General features: G+C 58.1%; 17 protein-coding genes. 7 read left to right on the top strand and 10 right to left on the bottom strand.

Annotated features, from left to right (window positions below):
* Positions 1–23: 23 nt before the first annotated feature.
* Complete coding sequence (locus tag F8562_RS22225) at positions 24–386, bottom strand: YibL family ribosome-associated protein (protein WP_014227229.1); 363 nt, start codon at positions 384–386, stop codon at positions 24–26.
* Between the two features lie 275 nt (positions 387–661).
* Here F8562_RS22225 and F8562_RS22220 point away from each other — a divergent pair, with 275 nt between their 5' ends.
* On the top strand, positions 662–886 hold the full coding sequence (locus F8562_RS22220) for a hypothetical protein (protein ID WP_004855451.1): 225 nt from the start codon (positions 662–664) through the stop codon (positions 884–886).
* Here the strand turns inward: F8562_RS22220 and mtlR are convergent.
* The 3 genes from mtlR to mtlA form a co-directional block, all read right to left on the bottom strand.
* The gene (gene mtlR, locus F8562_RS22215; protein ID WP_014227228.1) at positions 875–1,471 is read right to left on the bottom strand and encodes a mannitol operon repressor MtlR; all 597 of its coding nucleotides are present in this window, start codon (positions 1,469–1,471) and stop codon (positions 875–877) included. The two genes, F8562_RS22220 and mtlR, sit on opposite strands and share 12 nt — an antisense overlap.
* Positions 1,468–2,616, bottom strand: a complete 1,149-nt coding sequence (gene mtlD, locus F8562_RS22210) for a mannitol-1-phosphate 5-dehydrogenase (protein WP_032751687.1) — start codon at positions 2,614–2,616, stop codon at positions 1,468–1,470. The genes mtlR and mtlD overlap by 4 nt, the downstream gene beginning before the upstream one ends.
* Before the next feature lie 127 nt (positions 2,617–2,743).
* On the bottom strand, positions 2,744–4,654 hold the full coding sequence (gene mtlA, locus F8562_RS22205; RefSeq protein ID WP_004855446.1) for a PTS mannitol transporter subunit IICBA: 1,911 nt from the start codon (positions 4,652–4,654) through the stop codon (positions 2,744–2,746).
* Between the two features lie 534 nt (positions 4,655–5,188).
* Here mtlA and F8562_RS22200 point away from each other — a divergent pair.
* The 5 genes from F8562_RS22200 (at position 5,189) to selB (ending at position 10,722) form a co-directional block, all read left to right on the top strand.
* The gene (locus F8562_RS22200) at positions 5,189–5,560 is read left to right on the top strand and encodes a DUF3302 domain-containing protein (protein WP_004855444.1); all 372 of its coding nucleotides are present in this window, start codon (positions 5,189–5,191) and stop codon (positions 5,558–5,560) included.
* A gap of 3 nt (positions 5,561–5,563) precedes the next feature.
* Entirely contained in the window at positions 5,564–6,700 is a 1,137-nt protein-coding gene (locus F8562_RS22195; protein ID WP_004855442.1) for an HlyD family secretion protein, read from the top strand.
* Positions 6,701–6,791: 91 nt separating this feature from the next.
* The gene (locus F8562_RS22190) at positions 6,792–7,400 is read left to right on the top strand and encodes a glutathione S-transferase (RefSeq protein WP_014227226.1); all 609 of its coding nucleotides are present in this window, start codon (positions 6,792–6,794) and stop codon (positions 7,398–7,400) included.
* Positions 7,401–7,495: 95 nt separating this feature from the next.
* Positions 7,496–8,884 carry an L-seryl-tRNA(Sec) selenium transferase gene (selA, locus tag F8562_RS22185; RefSeq protein ID WP_014839779.1) on the top strand — a complete coding sequence of 463 codons (1,389 nt, stop codon included), beginning with the start codon at positions 7,496–7,498 and terminating at the stop codon, positions 8,882–8,884.
* Entirely contained in the window at positions 8,881–10,722 is a 1,842-nt protein-coding gene (gene selB / locus F8562_RS22180; protein ID WP_049082797.1) for a selenocysteine-specific translation elongation factor, read from the top strand. Before selA ends, selB begins: the two co-directional genes overlap by 4 nt.
* 120 nt (positions 10,723–10,842) lie before the next feature.
* Here the strand turns inward: selB and F8562_RS22175 are convergent, their stop codons facing one another.
* Both F8562_RS22175 and F8562_RS22170 read right to left on the bottom strand, forming a co-directional pair.
* Positions 10,843–12,804 (bottom strand): glycoside hydrolase family 127 protein, encoded by a 1,962-nt coding sequence (locus F8562_RS22175; protein WP_014839777.1) that lies wholly within the window; start codon positions 12,802–12,804, stop codon positions 10,843–10,845.
* Positions 12,805–12,814: 10 nt separating this feature from the next.
* Positions 12,815–14,215, bottom strand: a complete 1,401-nt coding sequence (locus F8562_RS22170; protein WP_014839776.1) for an MFS transporter — start codon at positions 14,213–14,215, stop codon at positions 12,815–12,817.
* Between the two features lie 252 nt (positions 14,216–14,467).
* Here F8562_RS22170 and F8562_RS22165 point away from each other — a divergent pair, with 252 nt between their 5' ends.
* A complete protein-coding gene (locus tag F8562_RS22165) occupies positions 14,468–15,283 on the top strand; it encodes a helix-turn-helix domain-containing protein (RefSeq protein ID WP_014227222.1) in 816 nt (271 codons plus the stop codon).
* A 306-nt stretch (positions 15,284–15,589) separates the two neighbouring features.
* Here F8562_RS22165 and araD read toward each other — a convergent pair whose 3' ends face one another.
* The 4 genes from araD to F8562_RS22145 are packed head-to-tail and all read right to left on the bottom strand — an operon-like array spanning position 15,590 to position 19,299.
* Positions 15,590–16,288 carry an L-ribulose-5-phosphate 4-epimerase gene (gene araD / locus F8562_RS22160; RefSeq protein ID WP_014839773.1) on the bottom strand — a complete coding sequence of 233 codons (699 nt, stop codon included), beginning with the start codon at positions 16,286–16,288 and terminating at the stop codon, positions 15,590–15,592.
* Positions 16,282–17,142 (bottom strand): L-ribulose-5-phosphate 3-epimerase, encoded by an 861-nt coding sequence (locus tag F8562_RS22155; RefSeq protein ID WP_014839772.1) that lies wholly within the window; start codon positions 17,140–17,142, stop codon positions 16,282–16,284. The genes araD and F8562_RS22155 overlap by 7 nt, the downstream gene beginning before the upstream one ends.
* The gene (gene ulaD / locus F8562_RS22150) at positions 17,135–17,797 is read right to left on the bottom strand and encodes a 3-keto-L-gulonate-6-phosphate decarboxylase UlaD (protein WP_014839771.1); all 663 of its coding nucleotides are present in this window, start codon (positions 17,795–17,797) and stop codon (positions 17,135–17,137) included. Before ulaD ends, F8562_RS22155 begins: the two co-directional genes overlap by 8 nt.
* Positions 17,794–19,299: an FGGY-family carbohydrate kinase gene (locus F8562_RS22145; protein ID WP_014839770.1), complete on the bottom strand. Its 1,506-nt coding sequence runs from the start codon at positions 19,297–19,299 to the stop codon at positions 17,794–17,796. Before F8562_RS22145 ends, ulaD begins: the two co-directional genes overlap by 4 nt.
* Positions 19,300–19,328 lie beyond the last annotated feature (29 nt).

The raw sequence follows: 19,328 nt of genomic DNA, 5'->3' as shown, positions 1-19,328 counted from the left end.
GGGAGATTCACGGGATGAAGATATCAGAACGCGGTTTTTGAGAAGCCGGTCATCTCTTTGAGGCCCATTTCGCGGCCCAGCGCGGTCATCGGGTGGACAACAACCAGACCGCGTACGCTTTTCTTGAGCTTACCCATATCGGCCTGCTCTTTTTTGGTGATGGCGCGGCGATGCGGCATGCTCATCAGCTTTTGCGCTTCTTTGCTCAGCTTCTGGCCCTGAACCTCACGCAGGCGAACGAGTTCCGTCTCAATGGTGGCTTTCTCTTTTTCCAGCTCGGCGTATTTTTCTGCGGCGTCGACCAGGGACAGGTCGGCCTGCTGGTGGTGGATAGCGTCGAGACGATCGCTCAGACGTTTAATTTCGTTTTTTTCGACTTCTTTCATGGTGGCTTAATCTATTAAGAAAGGGGCGTTATCAGACTATAGTATGTGCTGTCGCTTGGGTTGTGGGTAGTTATTTATCAAAACGTCGCCGTTTTTTGCTCATAACAACCGCAGCGGCATATTATAACTTATTGAACATAAAAATCATTTTAACCCAGAGTCGGCGAATATCCATTTCTGTGAAGCCTGACGGCCATTCAGCACGTTTTCCTCATCTGAAACCCTGTTTTTGGCTAATCCTTAATAGGATCATTCCCCCAAAGGAGGAGAGCGTGATGGCAAAAATAGGCGACAGCGTACCGCGCATTATTGATAAAGCCGTAGATTTTATGGCTTCAAGTCAGGCTTTTATGGAATATCTAAAAAAATCTCCGCGTTTGCAGCATATACCGCCGGATATCCCGGCAGATAAAGAAGCGCTATTTCTGCGGCGTCTTGAGTATTATCGTCAGCTTTATCGGCCGACGTGCGACCAGCAAGAGCCAGAATCAGAGCGTTGATTTTTGAAAGGCTTTTTTTAAGCTGATTTTAGAAATCAGCTCGGTCAGAGATAGCATCATTGTGGAACGTACGACCTGCTGGTAGCGCAGCTTTTGCATTGCCAGCAGTTCAGCATCGCTCTCATCAAATTGCGGCGTGGGCGGCAGGGCGGCGACGCAGTGCAGCTCGCCGAACGGTCCGAGGATCTCATCGTCGGTAAAGCTATACTCATTACCGTCGTGATTCAGCTCTTCGCGCAGGGCCATCAGCAGTTCAGCGTCTTCATATTCGGCGCGGCTAATCACCCCAAGGCCGTAAATCAGCTTCAGGCGTACAGAAAGGTCGCCAAGCGGCCCGTCGCCGTCCAGCAACGGCTCCACTGCGTATTTCACCGCGTAGTCGTCTTTACGGAATACCTGAAGCACCAGAATATTGACCGCTTCCGTCAGCAGTTCAACGGTGGCGATCAGGAAGCTTCTTACGGTTTTGCCAGCATTCAGACGTTCAAGCACACGGTTTTCAAATGCCTGTGTTTCTTCCATTATTGCCTGCATATCTGACATGAGTAATGGGCGCGGTTCGGACCGCGCCAGGTCTTGCCTCATTTGGTGGCGTTATAGTCGTTAACGGCTTCCGCCACCACCTCGCTTGCTGCGTCCAGACCCGAAATCTGCGCCAGCGCGGCCTGTGGGCCTTTCTCGGCAATCAGCGCCGCCAGTTCCTGCGCCTGCGGGTCTTCTTCGCTGCGGAAGTGCATGGCAGCGGCGATCCCTTTCACCAGATTGCGGTGCGGCAGGCCGTATTCCAGCGTACCGAGCAGCGGCTTAATTAAGCGGTCGCCCGCGCTCAGTTTGCGCAGCGGCTGGCGGCCAACGCGCTCAACGTCATCCTTCAGATACGGGTTCTCAAAACGACCGATAATTTTCTGGATGTAAGCGGCGTGCTTTTGCGCATCAAAGGCATAGCGTTTGATCAGCACCGCGCCGCTCTCTTCCATGGCGCCTTTGACCACGGCGCGAATGTGCTCATCAAGAATCGCGTCGCGAATCGTCTGATGACCCGCCAGTTTTCCGAGGTAGGCGGTTATAGCATGTCCGGTGTTTAAGGTGAATAGCTTACGTTCGACAAATGCCATCAGGTTATCGGTTAATTCCATACCTGGGATGTTTGGCAGTTCGCCTTTGAACTGGGTCTTATCGACAATCCACTCGCTGAAGGTTTCCACGGTGACTTCCAGCGGATCGTGAGTGGCGGAAGCAGATGGCGGAACGATGCGGTCAACGGCGGAATCAACGAAGCCGACGTTGGCTTCAACCCAGGCTTTGTCTTCTTCGGCGAGGGCGTTAAAAACGTGACCCTTCAGCTGGGTGGTGCCGCGGACCATGTTCTCGCAGGCGATGATATTCAGCGGGGCGGTAATCCCCTGCGCCTTACGTTTGGCCAGGCCTTTGGCAATCGCCGGGGCGATGCGTTCCAGCACGACCGGGCCGACGGCGGTGGTCACCAGATCCACGCTGGCAATCAGCTCTACAACTTCGTCGCCGATGCTGCTGACGGCGTCAACGCCGGAAACGGTATCGACCTGCTCATTCTCGCCGACCACGTGAACCTGGTAGCTATGACGGGCATTCAGGGCATCGAGCACGACCTGATTTACATCCGCAAACGTCAGCTGTATCCCCGCGTCCGCCAGCAGTTTGCCGATAAAGCCACGACCGATATTACCTGCGCCAAAATGTAATGCTTTCATAGTATTAACCTTCAATTAATGTTTTTACCTGAGAGGGCTGGGGTCAGGCGTTTCCCTCACCCCAGCCCTCTCTCCCCACGCGTAAGGAGAGAGGGGGGCGTTGCCCGGCGCACCGCCGGGTGACGGATTACGCTTTCAGCAGCGTCAGAACTTCTTCAACGCTGGTGGTTTTTGCCAGACGCTCAATGACCGATTCATCGTCCAGGGCGTTGGTCAGGCTGGTAATCACCTGGATATGCTCGTTATTACGCGCGGCAATACCGATAACCAGGCGAGCCACCTCGTCCTCTTCTTCGCCGAAGCGTACGCCTTCCGGGTACTGGCAGAAGACGATGCCGGTTTTCAGAACGCGATCTTTGGCTTCGATAGTGCCGTGCGGGACCGCGATGGACTCACCCAGATAGGTGGAGGTCAGCTTTTCACGGTCCAGCATCGCCTGGACGTATTCCGGCTCAACGTAGCCGCCTTTCACCAGCTGCTCGCCGGCAAACAGAATCGCTTCTTCTTTGGTCGCCGCTTTACGACCGAGGAAGATGTTTTCCGCGCCGAGTTTGAACAGATTGGTGTCAGACGCATCGAAGCTGTCTTTCAGGCTGTCGCGGACTTTCTCTTCGTTATCCGTGTGGCGCTGCGCCGAAACCAGACGTTCGGTCAGGCTGGTGTACAGGCCGCTGTCGAGGAAGTTGGTCAGCGAAATATGCTGCGCCTGCGGCACCTGACGCATCGCACGCTCGGTCAGGTCGCGGTGGGTGATGACCAGGTCAACATCCGGCGGCAGGTTGTTGATCGCACTGTTAGTCACGGAGATGTTGCTCAGCCCGGCATCCTGCACTTTTTTACGCAGCACGCCTGCGCCCATCGCGCTGGAGCCCATACCGGCGTCGCAGGCGACGATGATTTTACGCACGTGGCTCAGGTCGTTCGCGACATCGCCAGCGGCCAGCGGCGTGGCGCCGCCTTTGGACTGCGCTTTCATATCCTGCATGCGACGGGTCGCGGCTTCGATATCATCTTCTTCTTTAACTTTGCTGGTTTTCAGCAGCACGGCTGCGACCACGAAGGAGACGGCCATCGCCGCAATAATCGCCGCGATGTTAGCAAAGTAAGCGCCTTTCGGCGTCATCGCCAGCACGGCGAGGATAGAACCCGGAGAAGCCGGAGAGACCAGCCCGCCGTTGAGGATAGTCAGGGTGAATACGCCGGTCATCCCGCCGAGGATAACGGCCAGAATCAGACGCGGGTTCATCAGCACGTACGGGAAGTAAATCTCGTGAATACCGCCGAGGAAGTGGATGATTGCCGCACCGCCTGCAGACTGTTTCGCGCTGCCGCGGCCGAAGAACATATACGCCAGCAGGACGCCCATCCCCGGACCCGGGTTAGCTTCAATCAGGAAGAAGATGGATTTGCCCAGCTCGTGGGATTGCTGAATACCCAGCGGCGAGAAAATACCGTGGTTAATGGCGTTGTTGAGGAACAGGATTTTCGCCGGTTCAACAAAGATAGAGGCCAGCGGCAGCATCTCGTGCGCCACCATGAAGTTAACGCCTGCGGCCAGAATTTTCGACAGGACTTCAACCGCCGGGCCAATGCCGAGGAACGCCAGAATGGCGAGGATCATACCGATGATGCCCGCGGAGAAGTTATTCACCAGCATCTCAAAACCGGATTTGATCTTACCGTCTACCCAGACGTCGAATTTTTTAATTGCCCAGCCGCCCAGCGGACCGGCGATCATGGAGCCGAGGAACATCGGCATATCCGCGCCGACGATAACGCCCATGGTGGTAATCGCGCCGACCACGCCGCCGCGCTCGCCGCCAACCAGCTTACCGCCGGTATAACCGATCAGCAGCGGCAGCAGATAGGTGATCATCGGACCGACCAGCTTCGCCAGCGTTTCGTTCGGTAACCATCCTGTCGGAATGAATAGTGCGGTGATAATACCCCACGCGATAAACGCGCCGATATTTGGCATCACCATATTGCTGAGGAAACGACCAAAGCTTTGCACTTTGATCTTGATATCGGATGACATAAAACACCCCTTCTTCTGTTTTTGCTATCGGCAGGCTGAAAGCCCGAGGCTTGTTGTTAATAAGGCGGCAGAGGTAGCCGGGCCCTGAGTGATAGTGCGAAATCTGGCACTGAATCGTTAAGCTGTCCAGTCGGTGGATTTTTATGTGATTTGGATCACATGAATATAGGGCGGTGATGGTCTTTTGTAGTGATCTCCATCACAAAATGGATGTGTAAAAAAACAACAGACCGGGTTTTAAGGGGGGATAATGCATTTTTATGTGATGAAAATCACAAATTTACTTTGACGTTTTGTTATTTGTTTGTGATGTTTATCACAAAATATTTTCACCAGGATTTAGCCCGGTGTGATCTCGCGCAGGTTATGCCGCGTTCCGCTTGCTGATACGTCACTCAGTAACGCAATCGCTTAAAGAACATTTTAGTCGTCAATGGCGAAAATGATACGGGTGAATTATGCTCATTTTGTCGGCCTTTTTTCATCCGGCCCGGCACACATCCTGAAAATAATTAGCGTAAATCCGAGGAAATTATGTTTCTCAATTATTTTGCGCTCGGCGTTCTGATCTTTGTATTTCTGGTGATTTTTTATGGAATCATCATTCTCCATGATATTCCTTACCTGATCGCGAAGAAACGTAATCACCCGCATGCCGATGCGATTCACGTCGCGGGCTGGGTGAGCCTTTTTACGCTGCACGTCATTTGGCCGTTTTTATGGATCTGGGCCACGCTTTACCGGCCAGAACGCGGCTGGGGCATGCAGCATCGGCGGGACGAGACGCCGTCTGAGGCGGCGGAAGAGGGGGACGACATCAGCGAACTGCGCCAGCGGGTTATCGCGCTCGAGCAGCAAATAACCGGTCTCAGACCGTCAGCTCAACCTCCTTCGGTGGAGAAATAACTCATGGATCTGCTGATTATTTTGACCTATGTGGCGATTGCCTGGTCGATATTTAAAATATTTAAGATCCCGGTAAATAAATGGACGGTTCCCACCGCGGCGCTGGGCGGCGTATTTATTGTTAGCGCGCTTATCTTATTAATGAACTACAACCATCCGTATACCTTTACCGCGCAAAAAGCGGTTATTTCTATTCCTATTACGCCGCAGGTTACCGGGGTGGTCAGCAGCGTCACTGATAAAGCAAATCAACGAGTTAAAAAGGGCGAGGTGCTGTTTACCATCGATCCGGTGCGTTATCAGGCGCGGGTGGACCGGCTACAGGCCGACCTTGTTACCGCGCTGCACAGTATCAATACCCTTAAAGCCCAGCTTTCTGAGGCTCAGGCCAACACCACGCGCGTTTCGGCGGAGCGCGACCGTCTGTATAAGGATTATCAGCGCTACCTGAAAGGAAGCCAGGCGCGGGTCAATCCGTTTTCGGAAAGCGATATCGATAATGCCCGGCAAAACTACCTCGCCCAGGATGCGATGGTGAAAGGATCGGTGGCGGAGCAGGCGCAAATTCAGAGCCAGCTCGACAGCATGATAAACGGCGAACAGTCGCAGGTGGTAAGCCTGCGCGCGCAGCTGGCGGAGGCGAAATATAACCTCGATCAGACGACCGTGCGCGCGCCCAGCGATGGTTATATCACCCAGGTGTTAATTCGTCCTGGGACCTATGCCGCCTCGCTGCCGCTGCGTCCGGTGATGGTCTTTATCCCCCAGCAAAAACGGCTGATTGTGGCGCAGTTCCGGCAAAATTCGCTGCTCAGGCTGGAGAAGGGCGACGATGCTGAAGCGGTGTTCAATGCGCTGCCGGGACAGGTCTTTCGCGGCAAGCTGGTGAGCATCCTGCCAGTCGTACCGGGGGGAACATACCAGGCGCAGGGCACGCTGCAGGCGCTGACGGTGACGCCGGGCACCGACGGCGTGCTGGCGACCATTGAGCTGGAGCCCGATGCCGCCGTAGACGCCCTGCCTGACGGCATTTACGCCCAGGTGGCGGTCTACTCCGATCATTTCACCCACGTTTCGGTGATGCGCAAGGTGCTGCTGCGGATGACCAGCTGGATGCACTATCTTTATCTGGACCATTAGCGGGGTCGGTCCGGCATGAGGTGATTTCTCTCTCTGCTATTTGCCTGCGCCTGCGCCATACTTACTACTTTGTTGGCGAAAGGAGCAGGCAATGAAACTGATCGGCAGCTACACCAGTCCCTTTGTGCGCAAAATTTCCGTCATACTGCTGGAAAAAGCAATTCCCTTCGAGTTCGTCAACGAATTCCCGTACCACGAGACCAACGGCGTGGCGCAGTACAATCCGCTGGGAAAAGTCCCCGCGCTGGTCACCGACGACGGTGAATGCTGGTACGACTCGCCCATTATTGCGCAATATCTGGAACTGCTCGGCATCGCGCCGGATATGCTGCCTGCGGCGCCGAAGGCTGCGCTGAAATTGCGTCAAATTGAAGCGCTGGCTGATGGCGTGATGGAGGCTGCGCAAACGCTGGTACGGGAGAAAACGCGCCCGGCGGCGCAGCAGTCGGAAAGCGAACTGCTGCGCCAGCGTGAAAAAATTGCGCGCGGGCTTGATGCGCTGGAAGGGTATGCCAGTGACGGGACATTACGTCCTGATGAGGTTAATCTGGCAACCATTTCCGCAGCCTGCGCCATTGCTTATCTCAATTTCCGCCGCGTCGCGCCGGGCTGGTGCGCCACCCGACCGAAGCTGGTGCGCCTGGTGGATTCCCTCTTTCAGCGCGCCAGCTTTGCGCGCACTGAACCGCCGGTGAGTTGACCCAGACAGGTAACAGTTTTTGCGCGGAGGCATTACAATTGCTGCTCATTTGTTGACTCCCTCTCCCGTCGGGAGGGGGGAAAATAGGTTCATTCATGACTAGCGAAATTCGTGCGCTTTATACCCGGCTTCCGGCCATCGACCGTTTACTCCGCGACCCCGCATTTTCACCGCTGTTGATGCAATACGGTCACGCCCAGACGGTGGCGCAGCTGCGTCAGATGCTGGACGAGGCGCGGGAATACATCCGCCTGAACCAGGCGCTGCCGGACTGGTGCGAAGCGTGGCTAATGGAGACCTCGCGTCGTTTGACGCAGCGACAGCAGAGCGCGCTGCGCCCGGTGTTCAACCTGACCGGTACCGTGCTGCACACCAACCTTGGGCGGGCGATTCAGGCGGAAGCGGCGGTAGAGGCGGTGACCCAGGCGATGCGCGCTCCGGTGACGCTGGAATACGATCTTGACGATGCCGGACGCGGCCACCGCGATCGCGCGCTGGCCGACCTGCTTTGCCAGATCACCGGCGCGGAAGACGCCTGTATCGCCAACAATAACGCGGCGGCGGTGCTGCTGATGCTGGCGGCAACCGCCGGCGGCAGTGAGGTGGTGGTGTCGCGCGGCGAGCTGGTGGAGATCGGCGGCGCGTTTCGTATTCCCGACGTGATGCGCCAGGCGGGCTGCGTTCTGCATGAAGTCGGGACCACTAACCGCACCCACGCGAAAGATTATCGTCAGGCGGTGAATGACAATACCGGCCTGCTGATGAAGGTGCACACCAGCAACTACAGTATTGAGGGCTTTACTAAAGCGGTCGATGAAGCGGCGCTGGCGGAGATTGGTCGCGAACTCAATATCCCGGTGGTGGCCGATCTCGGCAGCGGCTCGCTGGTGGATTTAAGCCAGTACGGCCTGCCGAAAGAGCCGATGCCGCAGGAGATGATTGCCGCCGGCGTCAGCCTGGTGAGCTTCTCCGGCGATAAACTGCTGGGCGGCCCGCAGGCGGGAATTATCGTCGGTAAAAAAGCGCTGATCGCGCGTTTGCAGAGCCATCCGCTTAAGCGCGCCCTGCGGGCGGATAAAATGACCCTCGCGGCGCTGGAGGCCACGCTGCGCCTCTATCTGCATCCGGAAAAGCTGGCCGCTGAACTGCCGACCCTGCGTCTGCTGACTCGCCAGGCGGACGAGATCCGCCTGCAGGGCGAGCGCATGCGGGCCGCGCTGGCTGCACATTATGCTGATTTTGACCTGCGGGTCGAGCCATGCCTGTCGCAGATCGGCAGCGGCTCGCTGCCGGTGGACCGCTTGCCCAGCGCGGCGTTGACGTTGACTCCGCGCGATGGGCGCGGCAGTCGGCTGGAAGCTCTGGCGGCACGCTGGCGTCAGTTGCCCGTGCCGGTTATTGGCAGGATCTACGATGGCCGCCTGTGGCTGGACCTGCGCTGTCTTGAGGATGAATCCCGGTTTATGGAGATGTTATTGAGATGATTATTGCCACCGCCGGACACGTTGACCACGGCAAAACCACGCTGCTGCAGGCGATTACCGGTATCAACGCCGATCGCCTGCCGGAAGAGAAAGCGCGCGGGATGACTATCGACCTCGGCTACGCCTACTGGCCGCAGCCCGACGGGCGGGTGCTGGGTTTTATCGACGTTCCCGGCCACGAAAAGTTTTTGTCCAATATGCTGGCCGGCGTCGGCGGTATCGATCACGCGCTGCTGGTGGTGGCCTGCGATGATGGCGTGATGGCGCAAACCCGCGAACATCTGGCGATCCTCCAGCTTACCGGGCAGCCAACGCTAACCGTGGCGCTGACCAAAGCGGACCGCGTAGAAGCGGCGCGGATTGAGGAGGTGGAGGCGGAAATCGACGCGGTGCTGGCGGAGTTCGGCTTTACCGGCGCGACCCTGTTTGCCGTCGCGGCGACGGAAGGACGGGGCATCGCCGAGCTGCGCGAGCATCTCCTGCAGCTCTCCGCGCGCGCGCACCCGCAGCATCAGCGCTTTCGCCTGGCCATCGACCGGGCATTTACCGTCAAAGGCGCGGGGCTGGTGGTTACCGGGACCGCGTTATCCGGCGAGGTCAACGTTGGCGATACGCTGTGGCTGACCGGCGTGGATAAACCGATGCGCGTGCGCGGTTTGCACGCGCAGAATCAGCCGGTTGAGCAGGCCTGGGCCGGCCAGCGCATTGCCCTGAATATTGCCGGCGATGCGCAAAAAGAGGAGCTCAACCGCGGCGACTGGCTGCTGGCGGTACCGCCGCCGGAAGCCTCTGAGCGGGTCATCGTTGAACTGCAGTGCCATACGCCGCTTAGCCAGTGGCAGCCGCTGCATATCCACCACGCCGCCAGCCATATTACCGGCCGCGTGTCGCTGCTCGAAGGCGCGCTGGCGGAGCTGGTTCTCGATACGCCGCTGCGGCTGGCGGATAACGACCGTCTGGTGCTGCGCGATATTTCCGCGCGCCTGACGCTGGCCGGTGCGCGAGTGGTGACCCTCAATCCGCCGCGCCGGGGCAAGCGTAAGCCGGAGTATTTACAGTGGCTGCACGCGCTGGCCGCCGCGCAGGGCGATGACGTCCAGGCGCTGGATATTCACCTTCAGCGCGATGCGGTGCGCCTCGATGATTTCGCCTGGGCGCGTCAGCTCAGCCGCGAGGGCCTCAACGCGCTGATTCACCGCCCTGACTATCTGCAGGCGGGAAATAGCCTGCTGAGCGCCCCGCTCGCCGCGCGCTGGCAGCGGAAGCTGCTCGATGCCCTGGCGCGCTATCACGATCAGCATCGCGATGAGCCAGGACCGGGCCGCGAACGCCTGCGGCGTATTGCGCTGCCGATGGAAGATGAAGCGCTGGTGCTGCTGTTGATTGAGCAGATGCGCGAAAGCGGCATTGTTCACAGCCACCACGGCTGGCTGCATCTGCCGGAGCATAAAGCGGGCTTTACCGACGAGCAGCAGGCCATCTGGCAGCGGGTTGCCGGGCTGTTTGCCGATGAGCCATGGTGGGTGCGCGATCTGGCGCGTGAAGCCAACGTAGAAGAGTCGTTAATGCGGGCGGTATTACGCCAGGCGGCGCAGCAGGGGATGATTACCGCGATCGTGAAAGATCGCTACTATCGCAACGATCGGATTGTGGCGTTTGCCAAAATGATCCGCGATCTGGATCTGGAAAGGGGCTCAACCTGCGCGGCGGATTTTCGCGATACGCTGAACGTCGGGCGCAAGCTGGCGATTCAGATCCTCGAATATTTCGACCGCATCGGTTTTACCCGCCGTCGCGGCAACGATCATATTCTGCGCGATAAGGCATTGTTCCTTTAGCATAAGCAGGTAGTCCCGGGTCGCGGCGTGAACGCCTTACCCGGGCTACGATAACGCACAAACCTTGTCGCCCCGGTAAGCGCAGCGCCACCGGGGAATGCTCACACTTACATTTACCATTTACGCTTCCGCTTCGTTCACCCAGATGCGCATCTCGCCTTCGCCGCGGTTGGCCCAGCTAAACCACGGAATAAAGGTTAATACTTGCGGCTGACGGGAGGACGGCGCGCGGTCATAGTGCCATAGGGCCTGGTTTTCGGCATCCTTCGCCGTTTGCTTATAGCCCGGCGCCTGGAGAAGTATCTTGCGGGCAAAAATCCCTTTGCCTTCGACAGTGCTAAACCGGGCGTCGCGCGGCAGCTGCAGGTTATGCAATTGCTCGCCGTTATCCGCCTGCTCCAGGCAGTAAACCAGCGGACCGCGCTGGACGGCGACCTGGCCTGCCTGGTGGCGCACCAGCGGGTTACCGTAAATGCGGCGCACCGGCATCGGCAGGGTTAACTGTAGCGTGTCGCCCTCCTGCCAGAGATGGCTGATGTGCAGATACCCTTTGCGCACGTCCTGCGTAACCGGCGCGCCGTTGAGCGTGACCTGCGGCTTATCGCACCAGTCCGGCAGACGCAGCGCCAGGGTATGATTAACCGGTGAAGATGAATCGATGACTATCTTCACCTGTTCCTGCCACGGATAGTTGCCGCTGATGCGCAGGCGTAGCGCCTCATTGCCCACCGGGATCTCCACGCTATTGCCGACATACAGGTTGATGTACAGGACGTCGTCGTGCGGCGTGTAGATATAGTGCCCCAGCGAGGTGAGCACCCGTGCGATATTCGGTGGACAGCAGGCGCAGCCGAACCAGCGCTGACGGACGGGCTTAACGTGATCGTAAATATGGTTGAATTTTAAGGATTTTGGATGCACTTCCAGCGGATTGACGTAGAAGAAGTGCTTGCCGTCGAGCGCCATTCCACCCAGCACGGTGTTATACAGCGCGCGCTCCATCACGTCGGCATATTGGCTGTCGGCTTCCATCTCCAGCATCCGGCGGGCAAACATCATCAGGCCAATGGAAGCACAGCTTTCGGCATAGACCGTGTCGTTTGGCAGGTCATAGTCGCTGCTGAAGGCCTCCCCGCTGCTCTGCGAACCGATTCCGCCGGTGATATACAGCTGACGCCGGGCCATATTTTTCCACAGGCGCAGGCAATCCCGGCGCTTGCCCTCGTCCTGACTTAAACGGGCGAGGTGGGCAACGCCGGTCATCAGATAGACGAAACGCACCGCGTGGCCGATGGCGACCGGCTGTTCGGAAATCGGCTGATGCGCCTGGCTGTAGGGTTTATCCATCACCATCCACGCCGGACCGTAGGTGTTCCAGTAGGAGGTTTTACCGCGCTTCTCGTATTCGATATCGTAAAAATGCGGCTGCGTTCCGCGCGCCTCAACGAAGTACTTCACCAGCGCGATATAGCGCGGCTCCTGAGTGACGTCATACAGGCGCATTAACGCCAGCTCGATTTCCGGATGGCCTGGGTAGCCGTGCAGCTGGTTATCTCCGGGGCCAAACACGCTATCGATGTGGTCGGCGAGGCGGCAGACGACATCCAGCAGACGACGTTTGCCGGTGGCCTGGAAGAAGGCGACACCCGCTTCAATCATGTGCCCGGCGCAGTACAGTTCGTGGCATTCGGCGAGGTTGGTCCAGCGCTCCTCTGGCGCTTTGACCGTGAAATATGTATTCAGATAGCCATCTTCACACTGGGCGGCCGCGACCAGTTCAATCACCTCATCGGCGGTTTTTTCCAGTACGGGGTCCGGCTTCTGACACAGCGACCAGGCCACCGCCTCCAGCCATTTCGCCACGTCGCTGTCCTGAAAGACCATGCCGTAGAATTCGCCCTCCTGTTGCCCGGCGGCGATGCGGAAGTTCTCTATCGCATGGCTCGGGTCCGCCTCCTCGATACGGTCGTTAAGCGCATCCCACTGATAAGGGATCACCACATCGCGCACCAGCTGCTGGTACTGGCCGAGGAACGGGTCGTTGATTTTCAGTTTGTGCAGATCGACTTCCATAACAGACATGGCGGACTCCTTAAGGCTGAACGTGACGCGTGCGCAGGTCGCTGGCAATGCGCGCCATCATAGAATTGTTGAGCTTGCAGGCGCGAATAGTGAAGGCCAGCAGCAGATGGAACAGGGCGGGCAGCAGGGTCTCCATGGAGGCGATACCCGCCAGTGATGATGCCGTTTGGTTTTCCACGCCCGGCTGATAGGCCACGTAGATAAACACGAGGCTGATAATGCCGGCGCTGGAGGCCCACGCCAGCTTGATAAAGAACAGGTTAAAGGCGAAGTTCATCCCGGAAGAACGCACGCCGGTTTTCCATTCGCCGTAGTCGTCGGAGAAGGCCATCAGCGAAAAGTGCAGCGGCAGGGTAAAGCCGAGAATAATGCCGTTGCCGAGGATGACGACCAGCCACAGGGTCTGGTACGCCTGCCCGGTTGGCAAAAACCACATCGCCACGGCCAGAGCGGCCAGCACCAGGTTGGTGTAGTAGTAGAGTTTGACGGTATCAAAGCGGCGCGAGAGCAGGTTGATGATGACGGAGCCCGTAATCGAGGCGAAGGTTACCATGGTGAAGAATAGCGAGGTGTAGCCGGTGGAGCCGCCCAGCACGTAGGTGATGAAGTACATGTAGCCGCCGCCGCGGATATTGAAGACGTTGATAAGCAGAAATGACATCACCAGCATCAGCAGCAGCTGGTCGTTTTTACGCAGCCCGGCGATGTGCTCGCGCAGGGTAAATTTCCCCATGACATCCAGCGAGACGCGTTCGCGAACCCAGAAGAAGCAGCACAGGAACATCGCCACCGCGATGGCGCAGAGTACGCCGACGCCGTACTGATACCCCTGTGCGGTATCGCCCTGGCCGAGCGCTTTTACCATCCACGGCAGCCCAACGGAGACTAAGAATCCCGCCACGCCGCACAGGACAAAGCGCCATGCCTGGCACGAGATAACCTCGCTATGACGCGTGGTCATCGTGTTGATCAGCGCGCAGTAGGGGACGTTTATCGCGGTGTAGCTCACCGACAGCAGCAGATAGGTGCCGAACGCCCAGGCGATTTTTACCCCCATGCTGGCGTCGGGCACGGTAAACGTCAGGACGCCGATAACGCCGATCGGCACGGCAATCCACAGCTGCCAGGGACGAAAGCGTCCCCAGCGGCTTTGGGTACGGTCGGCCAGCACGCCCATAATCGGGTCGGAAACGGCGTCGAAAACGCGCAGGGCCAGAAACAGGGTCCCGACCAGCGCGGGCGTCAGGCCGAAGACATCGGTATAGAAAAAAGTTAAAAAGTTCATGATCAGGCAGGTAATCACCGTCCCGCCCGCGTCGCCCAATCCGTAGCCTATTTTTTCCCGAAGGGATAATTTGTCGTCCTGGGCACGCTGTGCCAAATCAGTTGTGGTAATCGGAGCCGAAGTCATAAATAACTCCCGGAGATGATGTGCGAATAATATCCCGCTGAAGTGCGGGCTTTAATTGTGTTATTTGCAAATTACGTTATTTATTCTGCACTAAATGTTGGGGGCAACAAGGGAAGGAAAAAGTATAAAAAGAGGACGATTCCGACCTGATGGTAAAAATGTGATTTTGATCCAGCAGACGGCTATTTTATCGTGAATAATCAAAGGTAACAGGGGTTATTAATGCTATTAAAAGCGGAATATTGAATGTCTATGCTTGAATTGTCCATGTCACTTCCGATTAAGGTGCAAAATGGTGGATTGTTTATTTCCCGAGGCATCGGCAGCCATCCGGCTCGTCAGCTTCACTCCTGGGAAATAATCTTTGTGGAAAAAGGAACATTAACGATCCGCGAAAACAACGAGATTTTTAGCGTCAACGCCGGGGAAAGTTTATTGCTCTGGCCGCGGCGTTTACACGTCGGAATCGGGCAATTTCCGGCAGATTTAAAATTCTACTGGCTGCATTTTGAAGTGACCTCAGGTGAAAACGTTTCGCTGCCTGAGGCGCTGCTGTCGATTCCGCAGCACACGCGCGTCAGCGAGCCGCAGTATATTATTTCGTTGTTCCGCCAATTCTTACGCGAGCAGGAAAATATTCATCGTAGCGTGGCGCTGGAGCTGATCCTGCTGCTGATTCTGCAGCAAGTTTCGGCGGCAGCGGGCGAACAGCCCGCCGACAGCCCCGGCAACGCGCTGGCGTGGAGAGCGCAGCAAATCATTCGTACCCGGTTTCATTTGCCCCTTTCCGCATCCACGCTGGCGCAGGAGCTGCACTGCAACGCCGATTATCTGGGGCGGATTTATCGCCATGTTTTCCGGCTGACCTTAACCGAAGCGCTGCACCGTCAGCGGGTGAGGGCGGCGGAAAAGCTGCTTATCAGCGATTCCCTGTCGCTCACCGAGGTGGCGATGAAATGCGGATTTAACGATGTCGGCTATTTTCGCAAGATTTTCCGTAAGCATACCAGCCTGACGCCCGCGGCGTGGAAGCGTCGTTACTGCAAGGAACATATTAATTCGGCGTAGGGTTGATGGGTTTTCCCGCCGGGGAAGAGCAGCCCGGACAGATGCGCAGCATCGCCTCCGGGAAAATTCTGCAACATTCTGCACGCTTCCCCCGGGGGCGGCGCAAAGCGCCTGCCCGGGCTATGTGACCGCAGACCGCCGGGGACGCGTAGCCCGGACAGATGCGCAGCATCGCCTCCGGGAAAATTCTGCAACATCCTGCACGCTTCCCCCGGGGCGGCGCAAAGCGCCTTGCCCGGGCTACGGGACCGCAGACCGCCGGTAGCCCGGATAAGGCGTTAGCCGCCATCCGGGAATCCCGCGGTGTTAGTTTTGCCCGTAATAGGCATTCGCGCCGTGTTTACGCAGGTAGTGTTTATCGAGCAGTTCAGACTGCATATCCGGCAGCTGTGGCGCCAGCTGGCGCGAGAACAGGCCCATATAGGCGCACTCTTCAAGTACCACGGCGTTATGTACGGCGTCGGCCGCATCTTTACCCCAGGCAAACGGGCCGTGCGAATGGACTAATACCGCCGGGATTTGCGCCGGATCCAGACCGCGCTGTTCAAAGGTTTTGATAATCACTTCGCCGGTCTGATACTCATACTCCCCGTTAATCTCCTCAACGGTCATCGGCCGGGTGCAGGGAATGGCGCCATAAAAATAGTCGGCGTGGGTGGTGCCCCAGGCGGGGAGATCGAGACCGGCCTGCGACCAGATCGTCGCATGGCGGGAGTGGGTATGCACGATCCCGCCGATCTGCGGATAGCGACGATAAAGCGCCAGATGCGTTGGCGTATCCGAAGAGGGTTTTTTAGCGCCTTCAACGATCTTACCGCTGGCGATCTCTACGACCACCATATCGTCGGCGGTCATCACCTCATATTCGACGCCGGAGGGCTTAATGACCATCAGACGGCGCGTTTCATCCACCGCGCTGACGTTGCCCCAGGTAAAGGTGACCAGCCGGTGCGCCGGGAGCGCCAGGTTTGCCGCCAGCACCTCGGCTTTCAGTTGCTCTAACATATGAAACCTCCTTCCTGCATCCGTGATTCAATCCAGCGCCGGGCCTGGATAATCTCCAGTACCGGTTCGCTGGCCTTCTCCGTCCACATCTCAATCAGAAACGAACCGCGGTAGTTCAGCTCATGCAGCGTCTTAAAGATGCCGACAAAATCAACGCATCCTTCACCGAACGGCACGTCGCGGAACTGGCCCGGGCTATCGTCGGTCACGGGCAGCGTGTCCTTCAGGTGGATGGCGGCGATACGATCGATACCCAGTTTCAGCTCGGCGGTGACGTCGTTCCCCCAGGCGCTGAGGTTGCCGACGTCCGGATAGACGGTAAACCACGGTGACGAAAGCCTCTCGTCCCACTTTTTCCATTTGCTGATGGAGTTCATAAAGGCGGTGTCCATGATCTCCACCGCCAGCATCACCTGCGCGGCGGCGGCCTGTTCTACCGCCCAGGCCAGCCCTTCGGCAAAACGCTGCCGGGTGCCTTCATCGTGCTCTTCGTAATAGACGTCGTAACCCGCCAGCTGAATAGTACGAATCCCCAGATCGCGCGCCAGGCGGATGGCTTTGGTCATAATCTCCCGCGCCCGCTCGCGTACCGCCTCGTCGCGGCTGCCAAAGGGGAAACGGCGATGGGCGGACAGGCACATTGAGGGAATAGCGACGCCGGTTTCCAGCATCGCGCTCACCAGCGATGCCCGCTGGGCCGATGTCCACTCCAGGCGCGAAAGGCGTTCGTCGGTCTCGTCCACCGACATTTCGACAAAATCAAAACCGCAGCTTTTGGCCAGCACCAGCCGTTCAGGCCAGCTGAGATCCTTCGCCAGCGCTTTTTCATAAATACCTAACGGGTGGTTACGCATGCTGTTCTCCCCAGATAGCGTCGATTTGCGCGTGGAATTCGGCGGCAACCCGTGCCGGATGGGCAGCGCCTGCCAGCGCGCGCCCGGCAATAAACGCTTTGACGTTGATATCCTTGAACAGCGGCAGATCGGCCGGGGTAATCCCGCCGGTGATCGATAGCTCAAGGCCAATGTCGGAGAGCGCTTTCATGCGCGCCAGATCCGCCTCCCCCCACTGCTGCCCGCTGGCCTGGGCATCGCGCCCGCGATGGTAAATTGCCTGATGGACGCCGGTACGGTACCAGGCGCGGGCGTCATCCAGCGTCCAGTTGCCGAACAGCTCCATCTGAATTTCACCGCCGCAGGCCTGGGCCACGGCGTGGCCTTTCTCGACCGTGGCGAGCGGCGCGGCGCAGATGATGGTCATCCAGTTGGCGCCAGCGCCAAAGGCCTGCTGCGCCAGGGTTTGACCGGCGTCGGCGACTTTCCAGTCGGCGACGATGATCTTCTGCGGACACTGGGCGCGCAGGGCTGTAACTGCGTTAAGCCCCTCGGTCAAACAGAGGATGGTCCCCGCCTCCACGATATCAACGTGATCCTGTAGCAGGGCGACATCGCGCTGCGCAGCCTGAAGGCTGGTGTGGTCGAGCGCCAGCTGCAGTAATGGTCGGCTCATAATGCGTGCTCCTTAATACGGGTGTGGTAGCCCTGTAGTGCTTCAATCAAATCCTGGTAGTGGCGGTATTTGCGCTGATAGCGCGCGTGGGCGGTCATATCGGGCAGCAGCGTGCGTACCGGGTGCAGCAGGGCGCGCCGGGCTTCGCTAAAGCTGCGGTATACGCCGGTGCCGACGCGCGCCGCGAGGGCAGCGCCAAAGCAGCCGGTCTCTTCCACCTGCGGCAGTTCAACGCGTAAGCCGCTGACGTCCGCCAGCATTTGCATCCAGACGTCGGAGTGCGCCGGGCCGCCGGTGACGCGCAGGGCCTGAACGCTTGTAAAGCGTTCGCGCATACGGTTGAGATGGGTCATATGGCTGAATACCACGCCTTCATAAACCGCCTGCAGCAGGTGCGCGCGGGTATGCAGCGCCTGCATGCCGTAAAAGCCGCAGGTCATCTCCAGCCCGGCGTTGCTACCGTAGAGAAACGGCAGAAAAAACAGCTCGCTCCCGGCTTTCGGCAAACTGGCTACGGCCTGATTGATCTCATCAAACGAGAGATCGCCCCACTGGGCGGTAAACCATTCGAGGTTGCCGGATGAGGTCGGGCTGGCTTCGTGAACGATATACTGGCCGTCATTGACGTAGCGGCCATAGACGTAAGGGTGAGCCTCATGTTCGCGCAGACCGTGAGCGATACCGCTGGTGACGGCCCAGGTTCCCATCACCGCATTGAGGGTCGACTCATCCTCAATCCCGGCGCAAAGGGCGGTGGAGACCACGTCAAACAGGCCGCCAACGACGGGAGTACCCGCCGCCAGACCGGTTAAAGCGGCTGCCTGAGCGGTGATCTCCCCGCATATTTCGGCTGACCCTACAACGGGGGGCAGCGCGCTATCCACTTCGCCGATCCCCAGCCATTGGGTCAGACACGGGTCGTACTGGCCCGTGGACATGTTGTAGAGGTTGGACTCGGAGATGTTGCTCTCCTCGCAGCCTTTCACGCCGGTTAGGCACCAGCGCAGATAGTCATGCCCCATCATCACGCAGCCAATTTGCGCGTAGCGCTGGGGGTCATTCTCTTTGACCCAGCGCAGCAGAGAAGCCGGATGCCCGGTCCATAGCGTCTGGCGGGTAACGGGATAGAGCCGTTCGGGAATACGGTCCCGCTGCCAGCGCTGAACGATATTCAGCGCCCGACGATCGGAGGAGAGGATGGCGTTACCCAGCGGCCGATCCTGCTTATCGAGGAGAAAGAGACCCTTACCCTGAGCGGAGATGCCCACGCCTTTAATCTGTTCACCGGATACCCCTGCCCGTTGTAATAGTCCGGCAATGGTTGCCGCGCAGTGTTGCCAGAGCTGATGCATGTCGCGTTCGGCGTAACCCGGCAGGGGCGACATCGTCTGTAGCGCTTGCCGCACAATGCCATGTTCATGACCTTCGGCATCATATAAACCGGCTTTCAGATACGTGCCGCCACAATCAATACCCAGCCAGAAGGCCTGTTTCTTGCTCATCTTTCGCATCTCATTCTTGCCGGGAGGAC

The sequence above is a fragment of the Klebsiella sp. RCJ4 genome (assembly GCF_009025755.1).
GTDB classification, from domain to species: Bacteria; Pseudomonadota; Gammaproteobacteria; order Enterobacterales; family Enterobacteriaceae; genus Klebsiella; species Klebsiella michiganensis.
Note: the sequence above shows the minus strand (reverse complement) of the source record. Positions and strands in the feature narration are given on the sequence as shown.